Origin of the sequence: Marinobacter sp. SBS5 (genome assembly GCF_048285575.1) — a bacterium.
Classification (GTDB): Bacteria; Pseudomonadota; Gammaproteobacteria; order Pseudomonadales; family Oleiphilaceae; genus Marinobacter.
The window spans coordinates 579,109-595,831 of the sequence record NZ_JBLWAZ010000003.1 but is presented as its reverse complement, the minus strand read 5'-3'; the positions used below and the strand labels follow the sequence as shown (position 1 = coordinate 595,831).

Sequence of the window (16,723 nt, the reverse complement as noted above, 5' to 3'; positions counted from 1 at the left end):
TAATCAAATGTTGTTTTTGGATATTGTTGTCTTGGGTGTGGCTGAGTAATGTTAGCGCTATAACAACGGGGGCTTAGTTTGCCCTGCTTGAATCTGATGAGGAGAATACCGATGACCGCAACGCCTGGCGCAAGCAAATATCCGCACCTGCTGGAACCTCTGGACCTTGGCTTTACGACACTGCGTAACCGCACGCTGATGGGCTCTATGCACACCGGTTTGGAAGAAGTGAAGCAAGGCTTCGAGCGCTTGGCTGCATTTTATGCGGAGCGTGCTCGTGGCGGTGCTGGTCTCATCGTGACTGGCGGGATCGGGCCCAACAGTGAAGGTTCGGTGTTTCAGCACGCCGCGAAGATGACTACCGAAGAAGAGTCGGATAAACACAAGGTGATCACGCAGGCCGTGCACGAGGCTGATGGGAAGATCTGCATGCAGATCCTGCATGCAGGACGTTATGCCTACTCGCCAGAGTTGGTTGCGCCATCCGCGATTCAAGCGCCTATCAACCCGTTCAAGCCCAAAGAACTTGATGAAGCGGGTATCCAGAAGCAGATCGATGACTACGTTAACTGTTCTGCGTTGGCTCAGCGTGCCGGCTATGACGGTGTCGAAATCATGGGCTCCGAAGGTTACTTCATCAACCAGTTTATTGTTTCTCATACCAATCACCGTACCGACCAGTGGGGTGGCAGTTATGAGAATCGCATTCGACTTCCTATCGAGATTGTGCGTCGCGTTCGTGAGCGGGTCGGTGAGAATTTCATCATTATTTACCGTTTGTCGATGTTGGATCTGATCGAGGACGGCAGCACTTGGGAGGAAGTGGTTCATCTGGCGAAAGAAATCGAAAAAGCCGGAGCCACCATCATCAATACCGGTATCGGCTGGCACGAAGCCCGTGTTCCTACGATTGCTACGTCAGTGCCTCGTGGTGCCTTCACGAAAGTCACCGCGCGCCTGAAGGGTGAGGTGAGTATTCCTCTGGTGACCACGAACCGGATTAATATGCCGGATGTGGCCGAAAAGGTGCTGGCGGAAGGCGATGCAGACATGGTGTCCATGGCTCGTCCTTTCTTGGCAGATGCCGATTTGGTGCTGAAGGCCGCAGAAGATCGTGCGGACGAGATCAATACCTGCATCGGATGTAACCAAGCCTGCCTGGATCATACTTTCAGTGGCAAGCTGACGACCTGTCTGGTTAACCCGCGTGCCTGTAATGAAACAGAATTGGCCTATGTTAAAACTATGAAACCGAAATCGATTGCAGTGGTCGGTGCCGGTCCTGCTGGGCTGGCTTTTGCCACGGTTGCAGCCGAGCGAGGCCATAAGGTGACGGTATTTGACGACGCAAGTGAAATTGGCGGCCAGTTCAACGTGGCCAAGCGGATACCGGGCAAGGAAGAATTCTACGAAACGCTGCGCTATTTCCGTGTCATGCTTGATAAGCATGGAGTTGATGTGCGTCTGAATACCCGTGTTTCAGAAGCTGATTTGAAAGCCGGGGGATTTGATGAGGTGGTTCTGGCGACCGGTGTTAAACCGCGTACACCTCAAATCGAAGGTATCGACCACCCGAAAGTGATTGGCTACCTGGATGCCATTCTGAAACGTAAGCCGGTTGGACAGAAAGTAGCCGTGATCGGTGCCGGTGGCATTGGCTTCGACGTATCCGAGTTTATTGTCCACGAAGGCGAATCGCCGTCCTTGAATACCGAGCACTTTATGAAAGAGTGGGGCGTGGATCTGAGCGTTGAGCATCGCGGCGGAATTAAAGGCGTGCAGGCTGAAGTTCCAGCGCCGGCCCGAGAGGTTTATCTGTTGCAGCGGAAAGTCTCCAAAGTAGGTAAAAATCTGGGTAAAACAACAGGCTGGATTCACCGTACCTCTCTGAAGAATCGGGATGTTCAGATGATTCCGGGTGTGAGCTACCGCAAGATCGACGACGAAGGTCTGCACATTACAGTGACCCCGAAGGGCGCTGAGCAAGGTGAAGACAAAGTGTTGCCGGTTGATACCGTGATCATCTGCGCAGGCCAAGACCCTCTGCGCGAGCTGCAGGCTGGGCTGGAAGCTGCGGGCTTGCCGGTACATTTGATCGGTGGTGCGGATGTGGCAGCGGAACTGGATGCCAAGCGTGCGATCGATCAAGGTAGCCGGTTGGCCGCTGAAATCTGATCACAAAACGTTGCAGTTTTTCTCTGTGTTTCGGTATAGGTCTAGCTAGACTGTATCAAGAGCGGCTCGATTTGGAGTCTTGGCGTGTCTGAAAGCGCCTTGTGATAGAGTTCCCGAAGCACGGAGAAGATGAATGGTTATTGCCAGCCAAACTGCCGAGGCCCACTCGGCAGTGTTTTTCATGGATGGAGTACGGGTTGCGCGTCAAATGCGTTTGTCGGAATTCGGCGCGTTTCTGGATGGTTATGTGGGCCTGTCAGATCTCGCCGAGACCGATGTGCGTGCGGTACTGGTCAATCTGAATCCGGACCTGACGGTTGCGGCGCTTGTCTTCTTTAAAATTTGGTTTGATGAGGAAGGTCAGGCCGATAGGACCTGGAACGTGCCGATTGAGGCATTGGCTGAACAGGGTTCAAAAGGCCCGGATTTGGGTGGTGGTGCGATTCGTTTGGTGTGCCGAAGCCAGACTCCTGATACCACCATTAAAGACTTCCTTTGGGACCCGGATATGACGCCGGGAAACAGCCATTTCCACGCCATTCGCAAGTCGGTACAGGACAACTCGCTTCGGTTTCAGAAAGTTGAAACACTGGAGCAAGAGATTCCGGTCCTGAACATGCCCTCCGAAGATCAAGGTGACGACGAGTCTCAAGAACGGGCCCGCATCGCCCAATTGCTTCGCGAACATCGTTTGCGTATTAAAACCCTTCAAAGTGTGCACCGGGATGTTTTAGGCGATCTTCAGCGTGAGCATCGTCTTGAAATGCAAACCCTTCGGTCAGAGTTTTCTGAACTTGAACAGCAGCATGAGCGCATGCGGCATACCAACGAGCAGCTGAAGCGACGGTTGTCGGAGCGCAACGAACAGTATCTTTCAATGCAGCAAAGTATGGCGGCGGCGGAATCAGAATCTGATGATAAGGCCAGCGCTGAATTGGTGTTGTTGCGTGAACAGTTGGAGCGTAAGGAACGAGAGTTACAGCTGCGCGATGAGGCCATCGATGCTCTGGAACATGAGAATGACGAGCTCAAGAACCGAAAGCCCCTAGAAGATTCGTTGCTGGAAAAATTGCATGATCATTCGGTGTTTTTGGTGGCCTATCATCACGGGGTTGGCCATATCACGTTGCCAACAGCCGACATTGGCGTTTACTTCAAGAATCCGGTGGCGTACGCCGCTGAACGTTGTGGCTTGGATGAGCCGGCGTATAAAGAATGGTTGGAGCACTATGAGAGCCCGCTTTGTGCCCACAAGAATGGGGCAGGGCAGAGCTGCGGTGAGCCTATCGTGCGTATAACGCAACCGTCGGAATTCAAGGCGGGTGTCGATGATCGCTGCGACGCCCATAAACCCTGATATCGAACTTTTTTTAGTATCTGCACGAGTTTCGTTAAACTGTCTCTGACTTAGTTAAAGATCAGGGCGGCGGATTGCTGCGCCTGTCTCATATAGGCACCACGGGATACTTCATGGATCAATTCAGGAATATCGGCATCATCGGCCGCATGGGCAGCGTAAAAGTGGTTGAATCGCTGCGTCAGCTCAAGCAATACCTGACGGCCAACAACTATCAGGTCATTATTGAAGAAGACACGGCGACCATGATTCCAGGCCACAGTCTTCAGGTGGCCAGTAAAAAACTGCTGGGGGAGATCTGTGACCTTGTCATCGTGGTCGGCGGTGATGGTAGCTTGTTAGGTGCGGCACGAGAGTTGGCGAAATCTAAAGTGCCTATTCTAGGCGTTAACCGCGGTCGACTAGGGTTTCTCACCGATATTTCCCCAGCGGATCTTGAGGAACGCTTGGCGCAGGTTTTGGCCGGCGACTATATGGAAGAATCACGCTTCCTACTGGATGGCCACGTTGAACGCAACGGTCAACCACTGGGTTTCGGTTCGGCGTTGAACGATGTCGTACTCCATCCTGGTAAATCGACCCGGATGATCGGCTTTGATTTGTATATTGATGGCCATTTTGTCTATAGCCAGCGTTCTGACGGGTTGATCGTTGCAACGCCAACGGGGTCCACGGCCTACTCGCTGTCTGCTGGCGGCCCAATCATGCACCCGAAACTGGATGCAGTCGTGCTGGTTCCCATGTTTCCGCATACCTTGAGCAGTCGCCCGATCGTGGTCGATGGCAAAAGCGAGATCAAGCTGGTGATCGGTGAAACGAATGAAACCTATCCGCAAGTCAGTTTTGATGGCCAGATGAACATTGCGTGTGCCCCTGGCGATATTATTCGAATCACCAAAAAGCCATTCAAGATCCGTCTTATTCACCCGACCGATCACAATTTCTACGCCACCTGCCGTGACAAGCTTGGGTGGGCAAGCGAGATAGCAGCGAGTTGATCATGGTGCGAGCAAACGAAGTTGCAAGTCGCGGTTACGACATAATTGGTGATGTGCACGGGTGTGCGAACACCCTTGAACAATTGCTGGAGCAAATGGGGTATCGCAAGCTGAACGGCGTTTACCAGCACTCGCGCCGGCAGGCTATTTTTATCGGTGACATCATCGACCGCGGCCCAAGAATTCGCGAATCGCTGCATTTGGTTCGGGATATGGTCGAGCGAGGCTCCGCCCGTATTGTTATGGGCAATCATGAATACAATGCCTTGGGTTATTGCACCCGTGCCCGCCCGGGCAGCGGCAAGCAGTTTCTGCGTGAGCACAACCCTCGCCATGATCGGTTGATCAAGGAAACCCTCGAGCAGTTTGATGCCTATCCCCATGAGTGGAATGAGTTTCTGGAGTGGTTTTACACCATTCCTCTGTTCATCGAGGAAGAGGGCTTTCGTGCCGTTCACGCTTGCTGGGATCAAGCCTTGATTGACCAGTTCCGCGAGAGTCAGGGCGGGGCGTGCATTGACGAAGATTTCCTTCATGCTTCTGCTGCGATTGAGTCGTTTGCCGGTCAGGTCATGGATACCCTCCTGAGGGGGACGGATCTTCGCTTACCCGAAGGGGTAAAAATTACCGGGCGCGACGGCTATACCCGAGAGTTCTTCCGAACCAAGTTCTGGGCCGATAGCCCTCAAACATACGCTGATGTCGTGTTTCAGCCTGATCCGTTGCCGCCGGAAGTGGCAAGGATGAAGTTGGCTCCGGAGGAACGGGCTCAGCTGATCACCTATCCCCAGGATGCGCCCCCGGTTTTCGTTGGCCATTACTGGATGGACAGTGAACCGGCGCCCCTGAAGCACAACGTGGCCTGTATTGATTACAGTGCCGTGAAGTATGGCAGGATGGTGGCGTACCGCATGGACGATGAAAAAGTCCTGTCTAAAGATAAGTTCGTTTGGGTGGACGTCAGTCGGCCGGATGAAACGGATTACCCCATCAGCGAAGACAGTGTCGCGAGATAATCCTCAGTGAGGTGAGTTTGGATAACCAAATTTCTTCCCCTGTGACCCCTGATGGCCGCTGGCAGCCGGGGCCCAGACATGCTCCGTTAGTTATTGCGGTGCTTGTGTTTGCGTTAATCATGGTTTGGCTGACGGGCATGGGCCAAAATGCTTTGGCGGTAAAAATGACCGCTGTAGATCCCCGAATGGTGCCTTGGCACGTTTTCGATACACTGCAAGGCCGACTGGACGCGTTGTTGGCAACCATGGCAGCAGGCGAAGTCTGGCGTTTGATCACGCCGGACTTTCTGCATTTCAGTTGGACTCATCTAATTTTTAATGCCGTGATGCTTTGGTTTCTCGGTAGCCAGATTGAATGGATAGACGGTAAAGCGCGCCTGATCGCTTTGTTTGTTACCACCAGTCTTGCATCCAATGTACTTCAGTACCTGGTGTCCGGCCCCTTATTTGGCGGCTTATCCGGGGTTGTCTATGGGATTATGGGGTATTGCTGGCTGAGTCAGCAAAGGCGCCCGCGATTTCAGTTTCCGCCAGCGTTGGTGACCTTCGCTCTAGTTTGGATGGTCATCGGTTTTACGCCGATCCCCGAATGGGTCGGGTTGGGGCGGATGGCGAACGAGGCGCATTTAGGCGGTTTTCTCGGGGGGCTGGCGATGGCGCTGGTGATGCCTCCCCAAAAAAAAAGCCCCACCGAAAGGTGAGGCTAAAAAGAGCTAATAGCTCCTGATGAGAGAGACCAAATGATACGACCAGTGTCACTTGGTTTGAAAATAATAATCGTTATCATTTGCGTCTGTCAAATGGATTTGCCGATTTTTTTACGAACCTATTTTCAAGAGGTGGGTCATGACCTACGACGAACTGATTGAGCGGCTGGATCCGACCATATACCGCAACCTCAAACAGGCCATTGAGTTGGGTAAGTGGCCAGACGGTCGAGCCATTTCTCGTGAGCAGCGCGCGATTTGTCTCGAAGCGGTCATTTACTATGAGAACAAGCACAACGTTCCTGAACAAGAGCGGGTGGGGTATTTGGACCGGGGCGAAAAGGCCGGTACGGCTTGCGACCCCTCAGTGCAGTTTCGGAAGGATCGCCAAGAGCAGAATAACGAAGTAGACCCGGATCAATTTGTTGAGGTTAAGGTTTGACTGACTCCATTGATGTGATCGGGCGTCTGCGAAAAATGCCTGCTGAGGCAGGTAATCTAGTGGCGTACACCTTGGCGGTGGGTGACACCCGAATTCCCATGAACGATCTGATCGGGAAAAAACTGCGGTTGGATTTTGAGGGTGTTATTCGTTGTATCAACTGTGATCGCACCACTAAGAAGAGTTTTAATCAGGGCTTTTGTTACCCCTGTTTCCGTAAGCTGGCCGCCTGCGACAGCTGCATCATGAGCCCAGAAAAGTGTCATTTTCATCTGGGCACCTGCCGTGAGCCAGAATGGGGCGAAGCCAACTGCATGGTTGAACATGTGGTTTATCTGGCCAATTCCAGCGGGCTGAAAGTCGGCATTACCCGAGGTACCCAAGTGCCCACGCGCTGGATTGATCAGGGTGCGGTCGATGCCATTCCCATGCTGCGAGTTTCAAGCCGGTATCTGGCAGGGTTGGCGGAAGTTGCCTGCAAGAGTCATGTTGCCGACCGCACTAACTGGCGAGCGATGTTGAAGGGTGACGTGCCGGAGCTGGACCTCGTCCAAGAGCGCGAGCGAATACTGGCTCTGGTAGAAGACGATCTCGCTGAGTTAAAGCGCCAACACGGTGAGGATAGCCTGCGAGTTGTGGACGAGGCCTCACTTGGGCTGGGGTATCCCGTTCAGGTTTGGCCGGCGAAAGTGAAAACTCATAATCTGGATAAAACGCCGGAAGTAGAAGGGCTGCTGGAAGGCATTAAAGGCCAGTACCTGATGCTCGATACTGGGGTGATTAATATTCGAAAATTTACCGGTTATGAAGTCCGGTTCCGGGTTCTCGACTGAGCCTGCCACGTATTTTGTTTGGAGAGTATGAATGCGAACCAACCAGCCGCAAACCATTTACCTGAACGAATACCAAGTTCCCGCGTATTTGGTTGATCATGTGGATTTGCGCTTCGAATTGTTTGAAGACGGCGCCCGGGTGCACAGCACGATGGCCGTGCGCCGGAATCCCGAGAGCGCTCAGGCGGAAGCGCCTCTGGAGCTGAATGGCGACAGCTTGAAGCTGGAGTCTGTGTCGTTGGATGGCTCCCAGCTGGCGGGCGATGCCTACGAGGAGCAGGGCGACAAGCTGGTTGTCCATACCGTGCCGGCTCAGTTCGAATTGAATGTGGTGACCTGGATAGAGCCTCAGAACAATACGCGTCTGGAAGGTTTGTACAAGTCATCCGGGATGTTCTGCACCCAATGCGAAGCCGAGGGTTTCCGTTGTATTACTTATTACCCGGACCGCCCGGACGTGATGGCGGTGTTCCGTACCCGAGTCGAGGCTGACAAGGCGGCTTACCCGATTCTGCTTTCTAACGGCAACCCGATCGAGCAAGGTGAGCTTGAAGGCGGTCGCCATTTTGTGACCTGGGAAGATCCATTCCCGAAACCGGCTTACTTGTTTGCTCTGGTTGCCGGTGATTTGGTTGAAAAGAAAGACACCTTTACGACCTGTTCTGGTCGGACCATCGATTTGCGCATGTATGTGGAACCCCGGAACGCGGCTAAGTGCGATTTCGCCATGGATGCTCTGAAGCGCTCCATGCGTTGGGATGAAGAGGTGTACGGGCGGGAATACGATCTGGATATTTTCATGATCGTGGCGGTTGACGACTTCAACATGGGCGCCATGGAGAACAAGGGACTGAATATCTTCAATTCGTCTTGCGTGTTGGCCAGTCAGGAAACGGCAACCGATGCGTCGTTCCAGCGGATTGAAGCGATCGTGGCTCACGAATACTTCCACAACTGGTCCGGTAACCGGGTCACCTGTCGAGACTGGTTCCAGTTGAGCCTGAAAGAAGGCTTTACGGTGTTCCGGGATGCGCAGTTCTCTGCGGACATGGGTTCACCAACGGTTAAGCGCATTGAGGATGCAACGCTGCTGCGTACAGCCCAGTTTGCTGAAGACGCCGGCCCTATGGCGCATCCGGTGCGGCCCGCCTCCTATATGGAAATTTCCAACTTCTACACCCTGACCATTTATGAGAAGGGTGCCGAAGTGGTGCGGATGATTCACAACCTGTTGGGTGATGAATTGTTCCGTAAAGGCAGCGACCTGTATTTCGAGCGGCACGACGGCCAGGCGGTCACCACTGATGACTTTGTACGCGCCATGGAAGATGCGTCCGGGCGTGATTTGGGTCAGTTCCGTTTGTGGTACGAGCAGGCTGGTACGCCAGTTGTCACGGTTTCTGATGATTATGATGAACAGCGTGGTATTTATCGCCTGAATATCCGCCAGAGTGTTCCTGATACGCCGGGTCAATCTGGCAAAAAGCCTCAGCACATACCGTTTTCCCTCGGGTTGCTCGATAAAGCGGGTGAGCCCGTGCCGTTGAATTTGAGTGCTGAGGAGCAAGGTGGGCCTGTGGAGCGTGTGCTTGAGCTGACCGAAACCGAGCACAGTTTTGAATTCCACGGCGTGCCGGAGCGCCCGGTGCCATCTCTGCTTCGAAACTTTTCAGCGCCGGTTCGTGTGCAGTACCCGTGGAGTCGTGAGCAGTTGCTGTTCTTGATGAGCCACGACCCCGATGGATTTAACCGTTGGGATGCCGGCCAGCGTCTGGCTGTTGATGTAATTCAGTCTTTGGTCGGGGCGGCAGATGATGCCGAGATTGAACCGCGATTGGTTGAGGCTTACCGCAGTCTGTTGAACGATGCCTCGTTGGATCAGGCGCTGGTGGCGAAAATGCTTCTGTTACCGTCAGAAGCCTATTTGGTGGAACTGGCCGACCAAGCTGATGTGCCTGCTATCCATGAGGCGCGACAGCGAGTGCTGACCCATCTGGCGGAGTCGCTTCGGGAAGAATTGGTTGCGTGTTATCAGCGAAGCAAGACCCAAGCCGATTATCAACTGACACCGGATGCCATTGCTCTTCGTAGTCTGCGAAACACCGCTCTGGCGTGGCTTCTGCATATAAAAGATGCTCAGGGCTTGGCCTTCGCGCTTGAACAATCTCGTGCGGCGGACAATATGACGGATCGCTTGGGTGCGTTACGCGCCTTGGTGAATTCGGATTTCGTCGACGAACGCGAGCAGGCACTGGCTGAGTTCTATGACCAGTTCAGCGATGATCCTCAGGTCGTTGAAATGTGGTTCTCGGTGCAGGCCGCTAGCCATCAGGCTGGGCAGTTGCCTCAGATTCAGGCGCTTCTTCAGCACACCGCGTTCGATTGGAAGAACCCGAACAAGGTTCGTTCCGTGGTCGGGGCGTTTGCCGGTCAGAATCTGGCGGCGTTCCACAAGGCGGATGGTAGCGGTTATCAGTTCCTGGCGGATCAGGTGTGCCGGTTGGATGATAGCAATCCACAGATTGCTGCGCGTTTGATCTCACCACTAACTCGGTGGAAGAAGTTTGCGCCTCAGTATGGGCGGCAGATGAAGGCTGCGTTAGAGCTTGTGCGCAATAAAAATGAGCTTTCTCGCGACGTTTATGAGGTCGTTCTGAAAAGTTTAGCTGATTGATGCAGAGGTAATGGAACCAAGATGCCGTTGGCTCCGTGTAGAGGATGGAGCCAACGGTGGCGGACAGCTGTAGATACAAAATCGCACTTTTGGTCGATAGACTTTGTTGCTCAATCGACTAACCTGAAAGAAAGTTTGAGTAGTATCAGACAATAACAAGATGGCCCGCTAGAGGCTTTCAGACGACTTTAAGGTTACACAATGAAATATAAGAAGAATATATGGCTCGGCGGGCTGTTGGCTTTGTCATTTGCTGCATCGCCGGTTTTTGCCGCCGTCTCTTCAAGCCAGGCTGCACGTCTTGGTAATGACCTCACACCGTTCGGATCCATAAAGGCTGGTAACGAAGCTGGAACGATTCCAGCTTGGACCGGAGGGCTGACAGAGCCACCTGCCGGTTATGAAGGCAGTGGGCAGCATCACATTGATCCATTCCCGGACGACAAAGTCCTGTTCGAGATTAATGCTTCCAATATGGAGCAATACAGCGAACATTTGTCCGATGGCGTTAAAGCCATGTTCAAGACCTACCCGACCACTTTCAGAATTCCGGTTTACCAGTCTCGCCGTACTCACGCCGTGCCAGACTGGGTTGAAAAGAACATCAAGAAGAATGCTACCAATGCCCGGATCGTGGGCGAAGCGGAAGGTCTGAAGGGCGCTTACGGCGGTTACCCCTTCCCGATTTTGCACGGATCGAATGAAGAAAAAGCCTGGCAGGTAATCTGGAATCACCTGGTGCGCTGGCGCGGTATTAATGTGACCCGCCGTAGCAGCGAAGTGGCTGTGCAAACCAATGGTGACTACAGTCTGGTTACGTCGCAGCAAGAAGCTTTCGTTAATTTCTACAATCCTGAAGGTAGTGAGAAAGATCTCGATAACGTGATTTTCTACTATCTGTCGTTCACGCAGTCTCCCCCTCGTTTGGCGGGTGGTGCGATTCTCGTTCATGAAACTCTCAACCAGATTGTAAGCCCGCGTAATGGTTGGGGCTATAACGCAGGACAGCGTCGTGTTCGCCGAGCCCCTAACCTCGGGTACGACTCACCGATTGCTGCGGCCGATAACCTGCGTACCGCCGATGACACCGACATTTTTAACGGTGCAATGGATCGGTATAACTGGAACTACGAGGGTTTGAAAGAGATTTACATTCCGTACAACAACTACCGGATTGGTGAAAAGGGTACGCCTTACTCGGAGATTCTGGGTATGACCCACCTGAACCCGGATCTTACACGTTGGGAGCTGCATCGTGTGCACGTTGTTGAGGCCACCTTGAAAGACGGTGAGCGTCACATTTACGGAAAACGCCGCTTCTACGTCGATGCGGATAGCTGGAATACGGCTCTGCTTGATCAATACGACGGCCGCGGCGAATTGTGGCGTGTCACTATGGGGATTCTGAAGAACTATTACGAGTTGCCCGGTGTATGGACGGTGCTCGACGCCTATCATGATCTTCAGGCTCGTCGATATCACGTTCTTGGCTTGGATACGGAAGAGCCGAATACCCGCGTATTTACTGACGATATACCGAACAAACGCTATTTCTCGCCGTCGTCCCTGCGTAGACGCAGTGTGCGATAAAGCGATCGCGCCAGGCATGAGCCTGTCGTTGTTTTAGGAAGTTTTAACAACACCGGCAGCACAGTGCTGCCGGTTTGCTTGCGGCATCTGCGGCAACCGTTTCATGATTCAATCAACGTAAAGGCAATCTGAATGGCTAATAGGTTCAAGTGCGCGACACTGGGTTCTGCCTGTCTGGGTTTCTCCATGGCATTGGCAACTCCCTCGGCGTCTGCGCTCCCAGATATCATTGATATTCCTGCACGGGATACAAAATTGGCCCCCGAGTCGTTGCTGAATGATGTGACCCGCGCTGGTGATCGTATTGTTGCGGTTGGTGAGCGTGGCCACATTATTTATTCCGACAACGAAGGTGAAAGCTGGACTCAGGCCGACGTGCCGGTTTCGGTAACACTGACGGCTCTGGATTTTGGCACCGAAAATCATGGCTGGGCCGTTGGGCATAGCGGTGTTTTGCTGCATTCGTCAGATGCGGGTGAGAATTGGACCTTGCAGTTTGATGGGCTCAAGGCTGCGGCTTTGACCATCGAAAGCAAGAAAGAGCAGATTGCGGAAATGGAAGAGGTCATCGAGCAGGCCCCCGAAGATCAGAAAGGCGATCTTGAGTGGGCGTTGGATGATTTGGTTTTCGCGCTCGAAAACGCAGAAGCCGATATGGATGTCGGGCCTGTTAACCCATTGCTCGATGTTTGGTTCGAGAATGACAAACACGGTTTTGCCGTTGGCGCTTACGGCATGATTTTGCGCACTCAGGATGGTGGCGAATCATGGCAGGACTGGTCACCGTTCATCGATAATGCGCAAAACTTTCACTACAACGGGATTGATCAGATCGCCGGTGGTGCGTTGGTGTTGGTAGGTGAGGCAGGGCAGATTCATGTCTCGGTCGATAACGGTGATACATGGGAGATGCGCGAAAGCCCATACCCCGGTTCTCTGTTTGGCGTGACCGGAACCGGCAGTGTTAATGAAATACTGGCGTTCGGACTGCGCGGAACCACAATTTTTTCAAGCGATTTGGGCCGCAGCTGGACCATCGTTCCGAACGAAGGCAATACAACCTTGAATAATGCGGTAGTGACAGAAGATGGTCGCATTACTCTGGTGGGTAACGGTGGTGCTGTTTTGATGAGTGCCAATGGTGGAGAAAGCTTCCGTGCATACTTCCGGAATGATCGTGGAAGTGTGATGGGTGCCGTTCCGCTGTCCGGGACCAATCTTTTGCTGGTCGGTGAGGGTGGTGTGAAATTCACCGATTCTCGCGGCAAGAACCTTAAATAACGCCCTGGTGTGGCATCAACGGATTAAAGGATAGAGGGCTTATTAATGTCTGACCCGATGCATGACAGGGGTGAACATTACCTGACAACGCCAAAAGCGGAACCGTTTCTTGAGCGTTTGTTGTTTAATAACCGGGCACTGATCCTAATCGGATTCTTCGTGCTCACGCTGTTCCTTGGCTACAACGCCGCCAAGATTCAGCCGGATGCCAGTTTTGAGCGGATGATTCCGCTAGAGCATCCGTACATCGTAAACATGCTCGACCACCGGAATGACCTGGAAAATCTGGGTAACTTTGTCCGTATCGCTGTGGCGGTTGAAGACGGTGATATTTTTAACCCCGAGTATATGGAAACCCTGAAACAGATCACGGATGAGATGTTTTATCTCAACGGTGTGGATCGTTCGGGGCTGAAGTCACTTTGGACCTCAAACGTTCGCTGGGTAGAAGTGACCGAGCAAGGCTTCCAGGGTGGCACGGTGATCCCGGACAACTACGACGGGTCGCGGGATAGCCTTGAGAAGTTGCGTCAAAACGTTCTGCGTTCGAACGAAGTGGGTCGCCTGATTTCGGACAACTTCCGCTCAACGGTGGTATATGCTCCGTTGTATGAGAAAAATCCTGAAACTGGCGAAGCACTGGATTACGCTGAGTTCTCTCGTCAGCTAGAAGAGAAAATTCGCAGCAAGTACGAGGGACAGAACCCTGAAATCAGCATTCACATTGTTGGCTTTGCCAAGAAAGTGGGTGACCTGATCGAAGGCATTGGCTCCATTGCCTGGTTTGCGGGTATTACGATTCTGCTGACCACGCTGCTACTGTTTTGGTACTCGCGCTGCATCGCTGGAACGCTGGTGCCAGTGTTCACTTCGATCATTGCCGTATTTTGGCAGTTGGGTGCGTTGAAGTTGCTTGGGTATGGCTTGGACCCGTACTCAGTATTGGTTCCCTTCCTGGTGTTTGCCATCGGTATCAGTCACGGCGTTCAAATTGTTAACGCGATGGCTGTTGAGTCGGCCAAAGGTTTTGATGCCGTTACATCTGCCCGCTTGGCTTTCCGCGCGCTTTATATTCCGGGCATGCTGGCTTTGATTTCCGATGCGATGGGCTTCCTGACATTGGTGTTCATCGAAATCGATGTCATTCGTGACTTGGCTGTGGCTGCAGGCTTGGGTGTTGCCTTTGTTATCGTGACTAACCTCGTGCTGCACGTCCTTATCATGTCTTACATCGGCATTTCGAAGGGTGGGGTGCGTCACGTTCAGAATCATGGTGAGAAAGAGGATCGCAAGTGGCGCATCATGTCTTATTTCTCTCACCCGGGTGTTGCGCCTATCTCTTTGCTGATTGCTGTGATCGGTCTTGGTCTGGGCATGTACTACAAGCAGGATTTGAAAGTAGGTGACCTTGATCAAGGTGCGCCAGAGCTGCGAGCCGACTCCCGTTACAACAAAGATAACGCCTTTATCATCGACAACTACTCCACCAGTGCGGATGTTTTGGTGGTCATGGTGAAGACGCCAGAAGAGCAATGTACTCAGTACAATGTGCTTCGGGCGATGGATAGCCTGCAGTGGGAGCTGCAGAACACGCCGGGCGTTCAGGGTTCTGTGTCCCTAGCGGACGTGTCTAAGTTGGTGACCAAGGCACTTAACGAAGGTAACTGGAAATGGTTCGAGATTTCTCGTAACCAGACCATTATCAATGCGTCTATTCGTGATGCCCCTTCAGGTCTAATTAACACAAGTTGCGACCTGACTCCGGTATTGGTGTTCCTGGAAGATCACAAAGCAGAAACCTTGCAGACCGTTATCGAAAGGACTGAAGCCTTCGCTCAGGCCAACAGCAACGAAGAACATACGTTCTTGCTGGCTGCGGGTAACGCAGGTATTGAGGCTGCCACGAACGAAGTTATTTCGGGTGCCAAAGACATCATGTTGTTGCTGGTCTACAGCGTGGTGAGCTTGCTTTGCTTCCTGACCTTCCGCTCGTTGCGTGCGGTAGCGTGTATCGTGATTCCGTTGGGGCTAACCTCGATTTTGTGCGAAGCCATCATGGCAATGTCCGGTATCGGTATTAAAGTGGCGACCTTGCCGGTGATTGCGCTGGGTGTTGGTATCGGTGTGGATTACGGTATCTATATCTACAGCAAGCTGGAGCACTTCCTGCTGGAAGGGAAAACCCTGCAAGAGGCGTACTATGAAACTCTTCGCTCAACGGGTAAGGCGGTTATCTTTACGGGCGTAACGCTGGGGCTTGGTGTGGTGACCTGGATATTCTCACCGATCAAGTTCCAGGCCGATATGGGCTTCCTGTTGTTCTTCATGTTCCTGTGGAACATGGTAGGTGCAATTTGGCTGTTGCCAGCGTTGGCGAGGTTCCTGTTGCGGCCTGATAAAATGCTGGCCAAGGCAAGAGCTGCTGCCAAGTCCAGATAACAACCAGAAACTATGAAAAAGCCCGCATTTGCGGGCTTTTTTGTTTTCCGTTCAGCTGTTTAGCGACACACTCGTTTCTTTCTTTATCGACATAAGTGTTCTATGTTTTAATTTGAGCGAAAGATTTGCCCATGGGATTGAATGGGCGAGTGACAATAATGACCTAGAAAGGGAAGAGCACACATGACACTGAAACTTAAAGCGTCCGCAATGGCCGTCGCAGCGGCCATTAGCTTTGGAGCGGCATCCACTTCTGTTTCAGCCCAGGACCAGCGTTTTGTGACGATCGGTACCGGTGGTGTAACAGGTGTTTATTATCCGGCAGGCGGCGCTATCTGCCGTCTGGTTAATATGGACCGTAAGGAGCACGGCATACGTTGTTCGGTCGAGAGTACCGGTGGTTCGGTATACAACCTGAACGCTATCCGCGCTGGTGAGCTGGATCTGGCGGTTGCCCAGTCTGACTGGCAATACCATGCATACAACGGAACAAGTCAGTTCGAGGATGCCGGCAAGAACGAGAAGTTGCGCGCGGTCTTCTCTCTGCACCCTGAGCCGTTTACCGTGATCGCCAGCAAGGGCTCCGGTATCAAAAACTTTGAAGACCTGAAAGGTAAGCGGGTCTCAGTAGGCAACCCGGGTTCAGGTCAGCGTGCAACAGCTGAAGTGCTGATGGATGCCATGGGTTGGGATATGGATAAGTTCTCCTTGGCCGCTGAGATCAAGGCAGCAGAGCAGTCTCAGGCTCTCTGTGATGGCAACATCGATGCTTTCTTCTACACGGTTGGTCACCCATCCGGTGCTATCAAAGAAGCGACCACCTCTTGTGACAGCGTTGTCGTAAACGTTGACAACAAGGCCAGCCAGAAGTTGATCGCAGACTACCCGTATTACCGTCAAGCGACCATCCCTGGCGGTATGTACCGTGGCACCGATCAGGACGTAACCACCTTTGGTGTGGCTGCAACCTTCGTATCCTCTGCGGATGTTCCTGACGACGTTGTTTACGCGGTCGTGAAGGCGGTGTTCGAGAACTTCGATAGCTTCAAGCGTCTTCACCCTGCGTTCGGCAACCTGAAGAAAGAAGAGATGGTTGCTGATGCCCTGAGTGCGCCTCTGCACCCGGGTGCGGCGAAGTACTATCGTGAAGCCGGTCTGATCGACTGATCGGTTATGCAAGTGTCAGGGCGAGCTTTGCTCGCCCTGACTTT

At 52.8% G+C, this 16,723-nt stretch carries 12 protein-coding genes; all 12 read left to right on the top strand.

The genetic code is table 11. The features are described 5' to 3' along the window. Nucleotides 1–111 precede the first annotated feature (111 nt). The 12 genes from ACNQ6O_RS09820 (at nucleotide 112) to ACNQ6O_RS09765 (ending at nucleotide 16,679) form a co-directional block, all read left to right on the top strand. Nucleotides 112–2,175: an FAD-dependent oxidoreductase gene (locus ACNQ6O_RS09820; protein WP_418053035.1), complete on the top strand. Its 2,064-nt coding sequence runs from the start codon at nucleotides 112–114 to the stop codon at nucleotides 2,173–2,175. A 133-nt stretch (nucleotides 2,176–2,308) separates the two neighbouring features. Then, a complete protein-coding gene (locus ACNQ6O_RS09815) occupies nucleotides 2,309–3,532 on the top strand; it encodes a DNA repair protein (protein WP_418053034.1) in 1,224 nt (407 codons plus the stop codon). 113 nt (nucleotides 3,533–3,645) lie between these two features. Next, nucleotides 3,646–4,530, top strand: coding sequence for an NAD(+) kinase (locus ACNQ6O_RS09810; protein ID WP_418053033.1), 885 nt, complete (start codon nucleotides 3,646–3,648; stop codon nucleotides 4,528–4,530). A 2-nt stretch (nucleotides 4,531–4,532) separates the two neighbouring features. Then, complete coding sequence (locus tag ACNQ6O_RS09805) at nucleotides 4,533–5,546, top strand: metallophosphoesterase (RefSeq protein WP_418053032.1); 1,014 nt, start codon at nucleotides 4,533–4,535, stop codon at nucleotides 5,544–5,546. Further along, a complete protein-coding gene (locus ACNQ6O_RS09800) occupies nucleotides 5,543–6,247 on the top strand; it encodes a rhomboid family intramembrane serine protease (RefSeq protein WP_418053376.1) in 705 nt (234 codons plus the stop codon). Before ACNQ6O_RS09805 ends, ACNQ6O_RS09800 begins: the two co-directional genes overlap by 4 nt. Before the next feature lie 145 nt (nucleotides 6,248–6,392). Continuing rightward, on the top strand, nucleotides 6,393–6,695 hold the full coding sequence (locus ACNQ6O_RS09795; protein WP_418053031.1) for a YeaC family protein: 303 nt from the start codon (nucleotides 6,393–6,395) through the stop codon (nucleotides 6,693–6,695). Next, nucleotides 6,692–7,528 (top strand): DUF2797 domain-containing protein, encoded by an 837-nt coding sequence (locus ACNQ6O_RS09790; RefSeq protein WP_418053030.1) that lies wholly within the window; start codon nucleotides 6,692–6,694, stop codon nucleotides 7,526–7,528. Before ACNQ6O_RS09795 ends, ACNQ6O_RS09790 begins: the two co-directional genes overlap by 4 nt. A gap of 31 nt (nucleotides 7,529–7,559) precedes the next feature. After that, nucleotides 7,560–10,202, top strand: coding sequence for an aminopeptidase N (gene pepN / locus ACNQ6O_RS09785; RefSeq protein WP_418053029.1), 2,643 nt, complete (start codon nucleotides 7,560–7,562; stop codon nucleotides 10,200–10,202). Nucleotides 10,203–10,403: 201 nt separating this feature from the next. Continuing rightward, complete coding sequence (locus ACNQ6O_RS09780; RefSeq protein ID WP_418053028.1) at nucleotides 10,404–11,792, top strand: DUF1329 domain-containing protein; 1,389 nt, start codon at nucleotides 10,404–10,406, stop codon at nucleotides 11,790–11,792. Between the two features lie 132 nt (nucleotides 11,793–11,924). Continuing rightward, entirely contained in the window at nucleotides 11,925–13,073 is a 1,149-nt protein-coding gene (locus tag ACNQ6O_RS09775) for a WD40/YVTN/BNR-like repeat-containing protein (protein WP_418053027.1), read from the top strand. A gap of 45 nt (nucleotides 13,074–13,118) precedes the next feature. Continuing rightward, the gene (locus tag ACNQ6O_RS09770) at nucleotides 13,119–15,512 is read left to right on the top strand and encodes an efflux RND transporter permease subunit (RefSeq protein WP_418053026.1); all 2,394 of its coding nucleotides are present in this window, start codon (nucleotides 13,119–13,121) and stop codon (nucleotides 15,510–15,512) included. 183 nt (nucleotides 15,513–15,695) lie between these two features. Then, nucleotides 15,696–16,679 (top strand): TAXI family TRAP transporter solute-binding subunit, encoded by a 984-nt coding sequence (locus ACNQ6O_RS09765; protein WP_418053025.1) that lies wholly within the window; start codon nucleotides 15,696–15,698, stop codon nucleotides 16,677–16,679. The last annotated feature ends 44 nt before the right edge of the window (nucleotides 16,680–16,723 follow it).

Excerpts from the sequence above, each read along its gene's own strand:
- ACNQ6O_RS09820 (WP_418053035.1), top strand. The coding sequence starts at position 112 with ATGACCGCAACGCCTGGCGCAAGCAAATATCCGCACCTGCTGGAACCT.
- ACNQ6O_RS09815 (WP_418053034.1), top strand. The coding sequence starts at position 2,309 with ATGGTTATTGCCAGCCAAACTGCCGAGGCCCACTCGGCAGTGTTTTTC.
- ACNQ6O_RS09810 (WP_418053033.1), top strand. The coding sequence starts at position 3,646 with ATGGATCAATTCAGGAATATCGGCATCATCGGCCGCATGGGCAGCGTA.
- ACNQ6O_RS09805 (WP_418053032.1), top strand. The coding sequence starts at position 4,533 with ATGGTGCGAGCAAACGAAGTTGCAAGTCGCGGTTACGACATAATTGGT.
- ACNQ6O_RS09795 (WP_418053031.1), top strand. The coding sequence starts at position 6,393 with ATGACCTACGACGAACTGATTGAGCGGCTGGATCCGACCATATACCGC.
- pepN (WP_418053029.1), top strand. The coding sequence starts at position 7,560 with ATGCGAACCAACCAGCCGCAAACCATTTACCTGAACGAATACCAAGTT.
- ACNQ6O_RS09780 (WP_418053028.1), top strand. The coding sequence starts at position 10,404 with ATGAAATATAAGAAGAATATATGGCTCGGCGGGCTGTTGGCTTTGTCA.
- ACNQ6O_RS09775 (WP_418053027.1), top strand. The coding sequence starts at position 11,925 with ATGGCTAATAGGTTCAAGTGCGCGACACTGGGTTCTGCCTGTCTGGGT.
- ACNQ6O_RS09770 (WP_418053026.1), top strand. The coding sequence starts at position 13,119 with ATGTCTGACCCGATGCATGACAGGGGTGAACATTACCTGACAACGCCA.
- ACNQ6O_RS09765 (WP_418053025.1), top strand. The coding sequence starts at position 15,696 with ATGACACTGAAACTTAAAGCGTCCGCAATGGCCGTCGCAGCGGCCATT.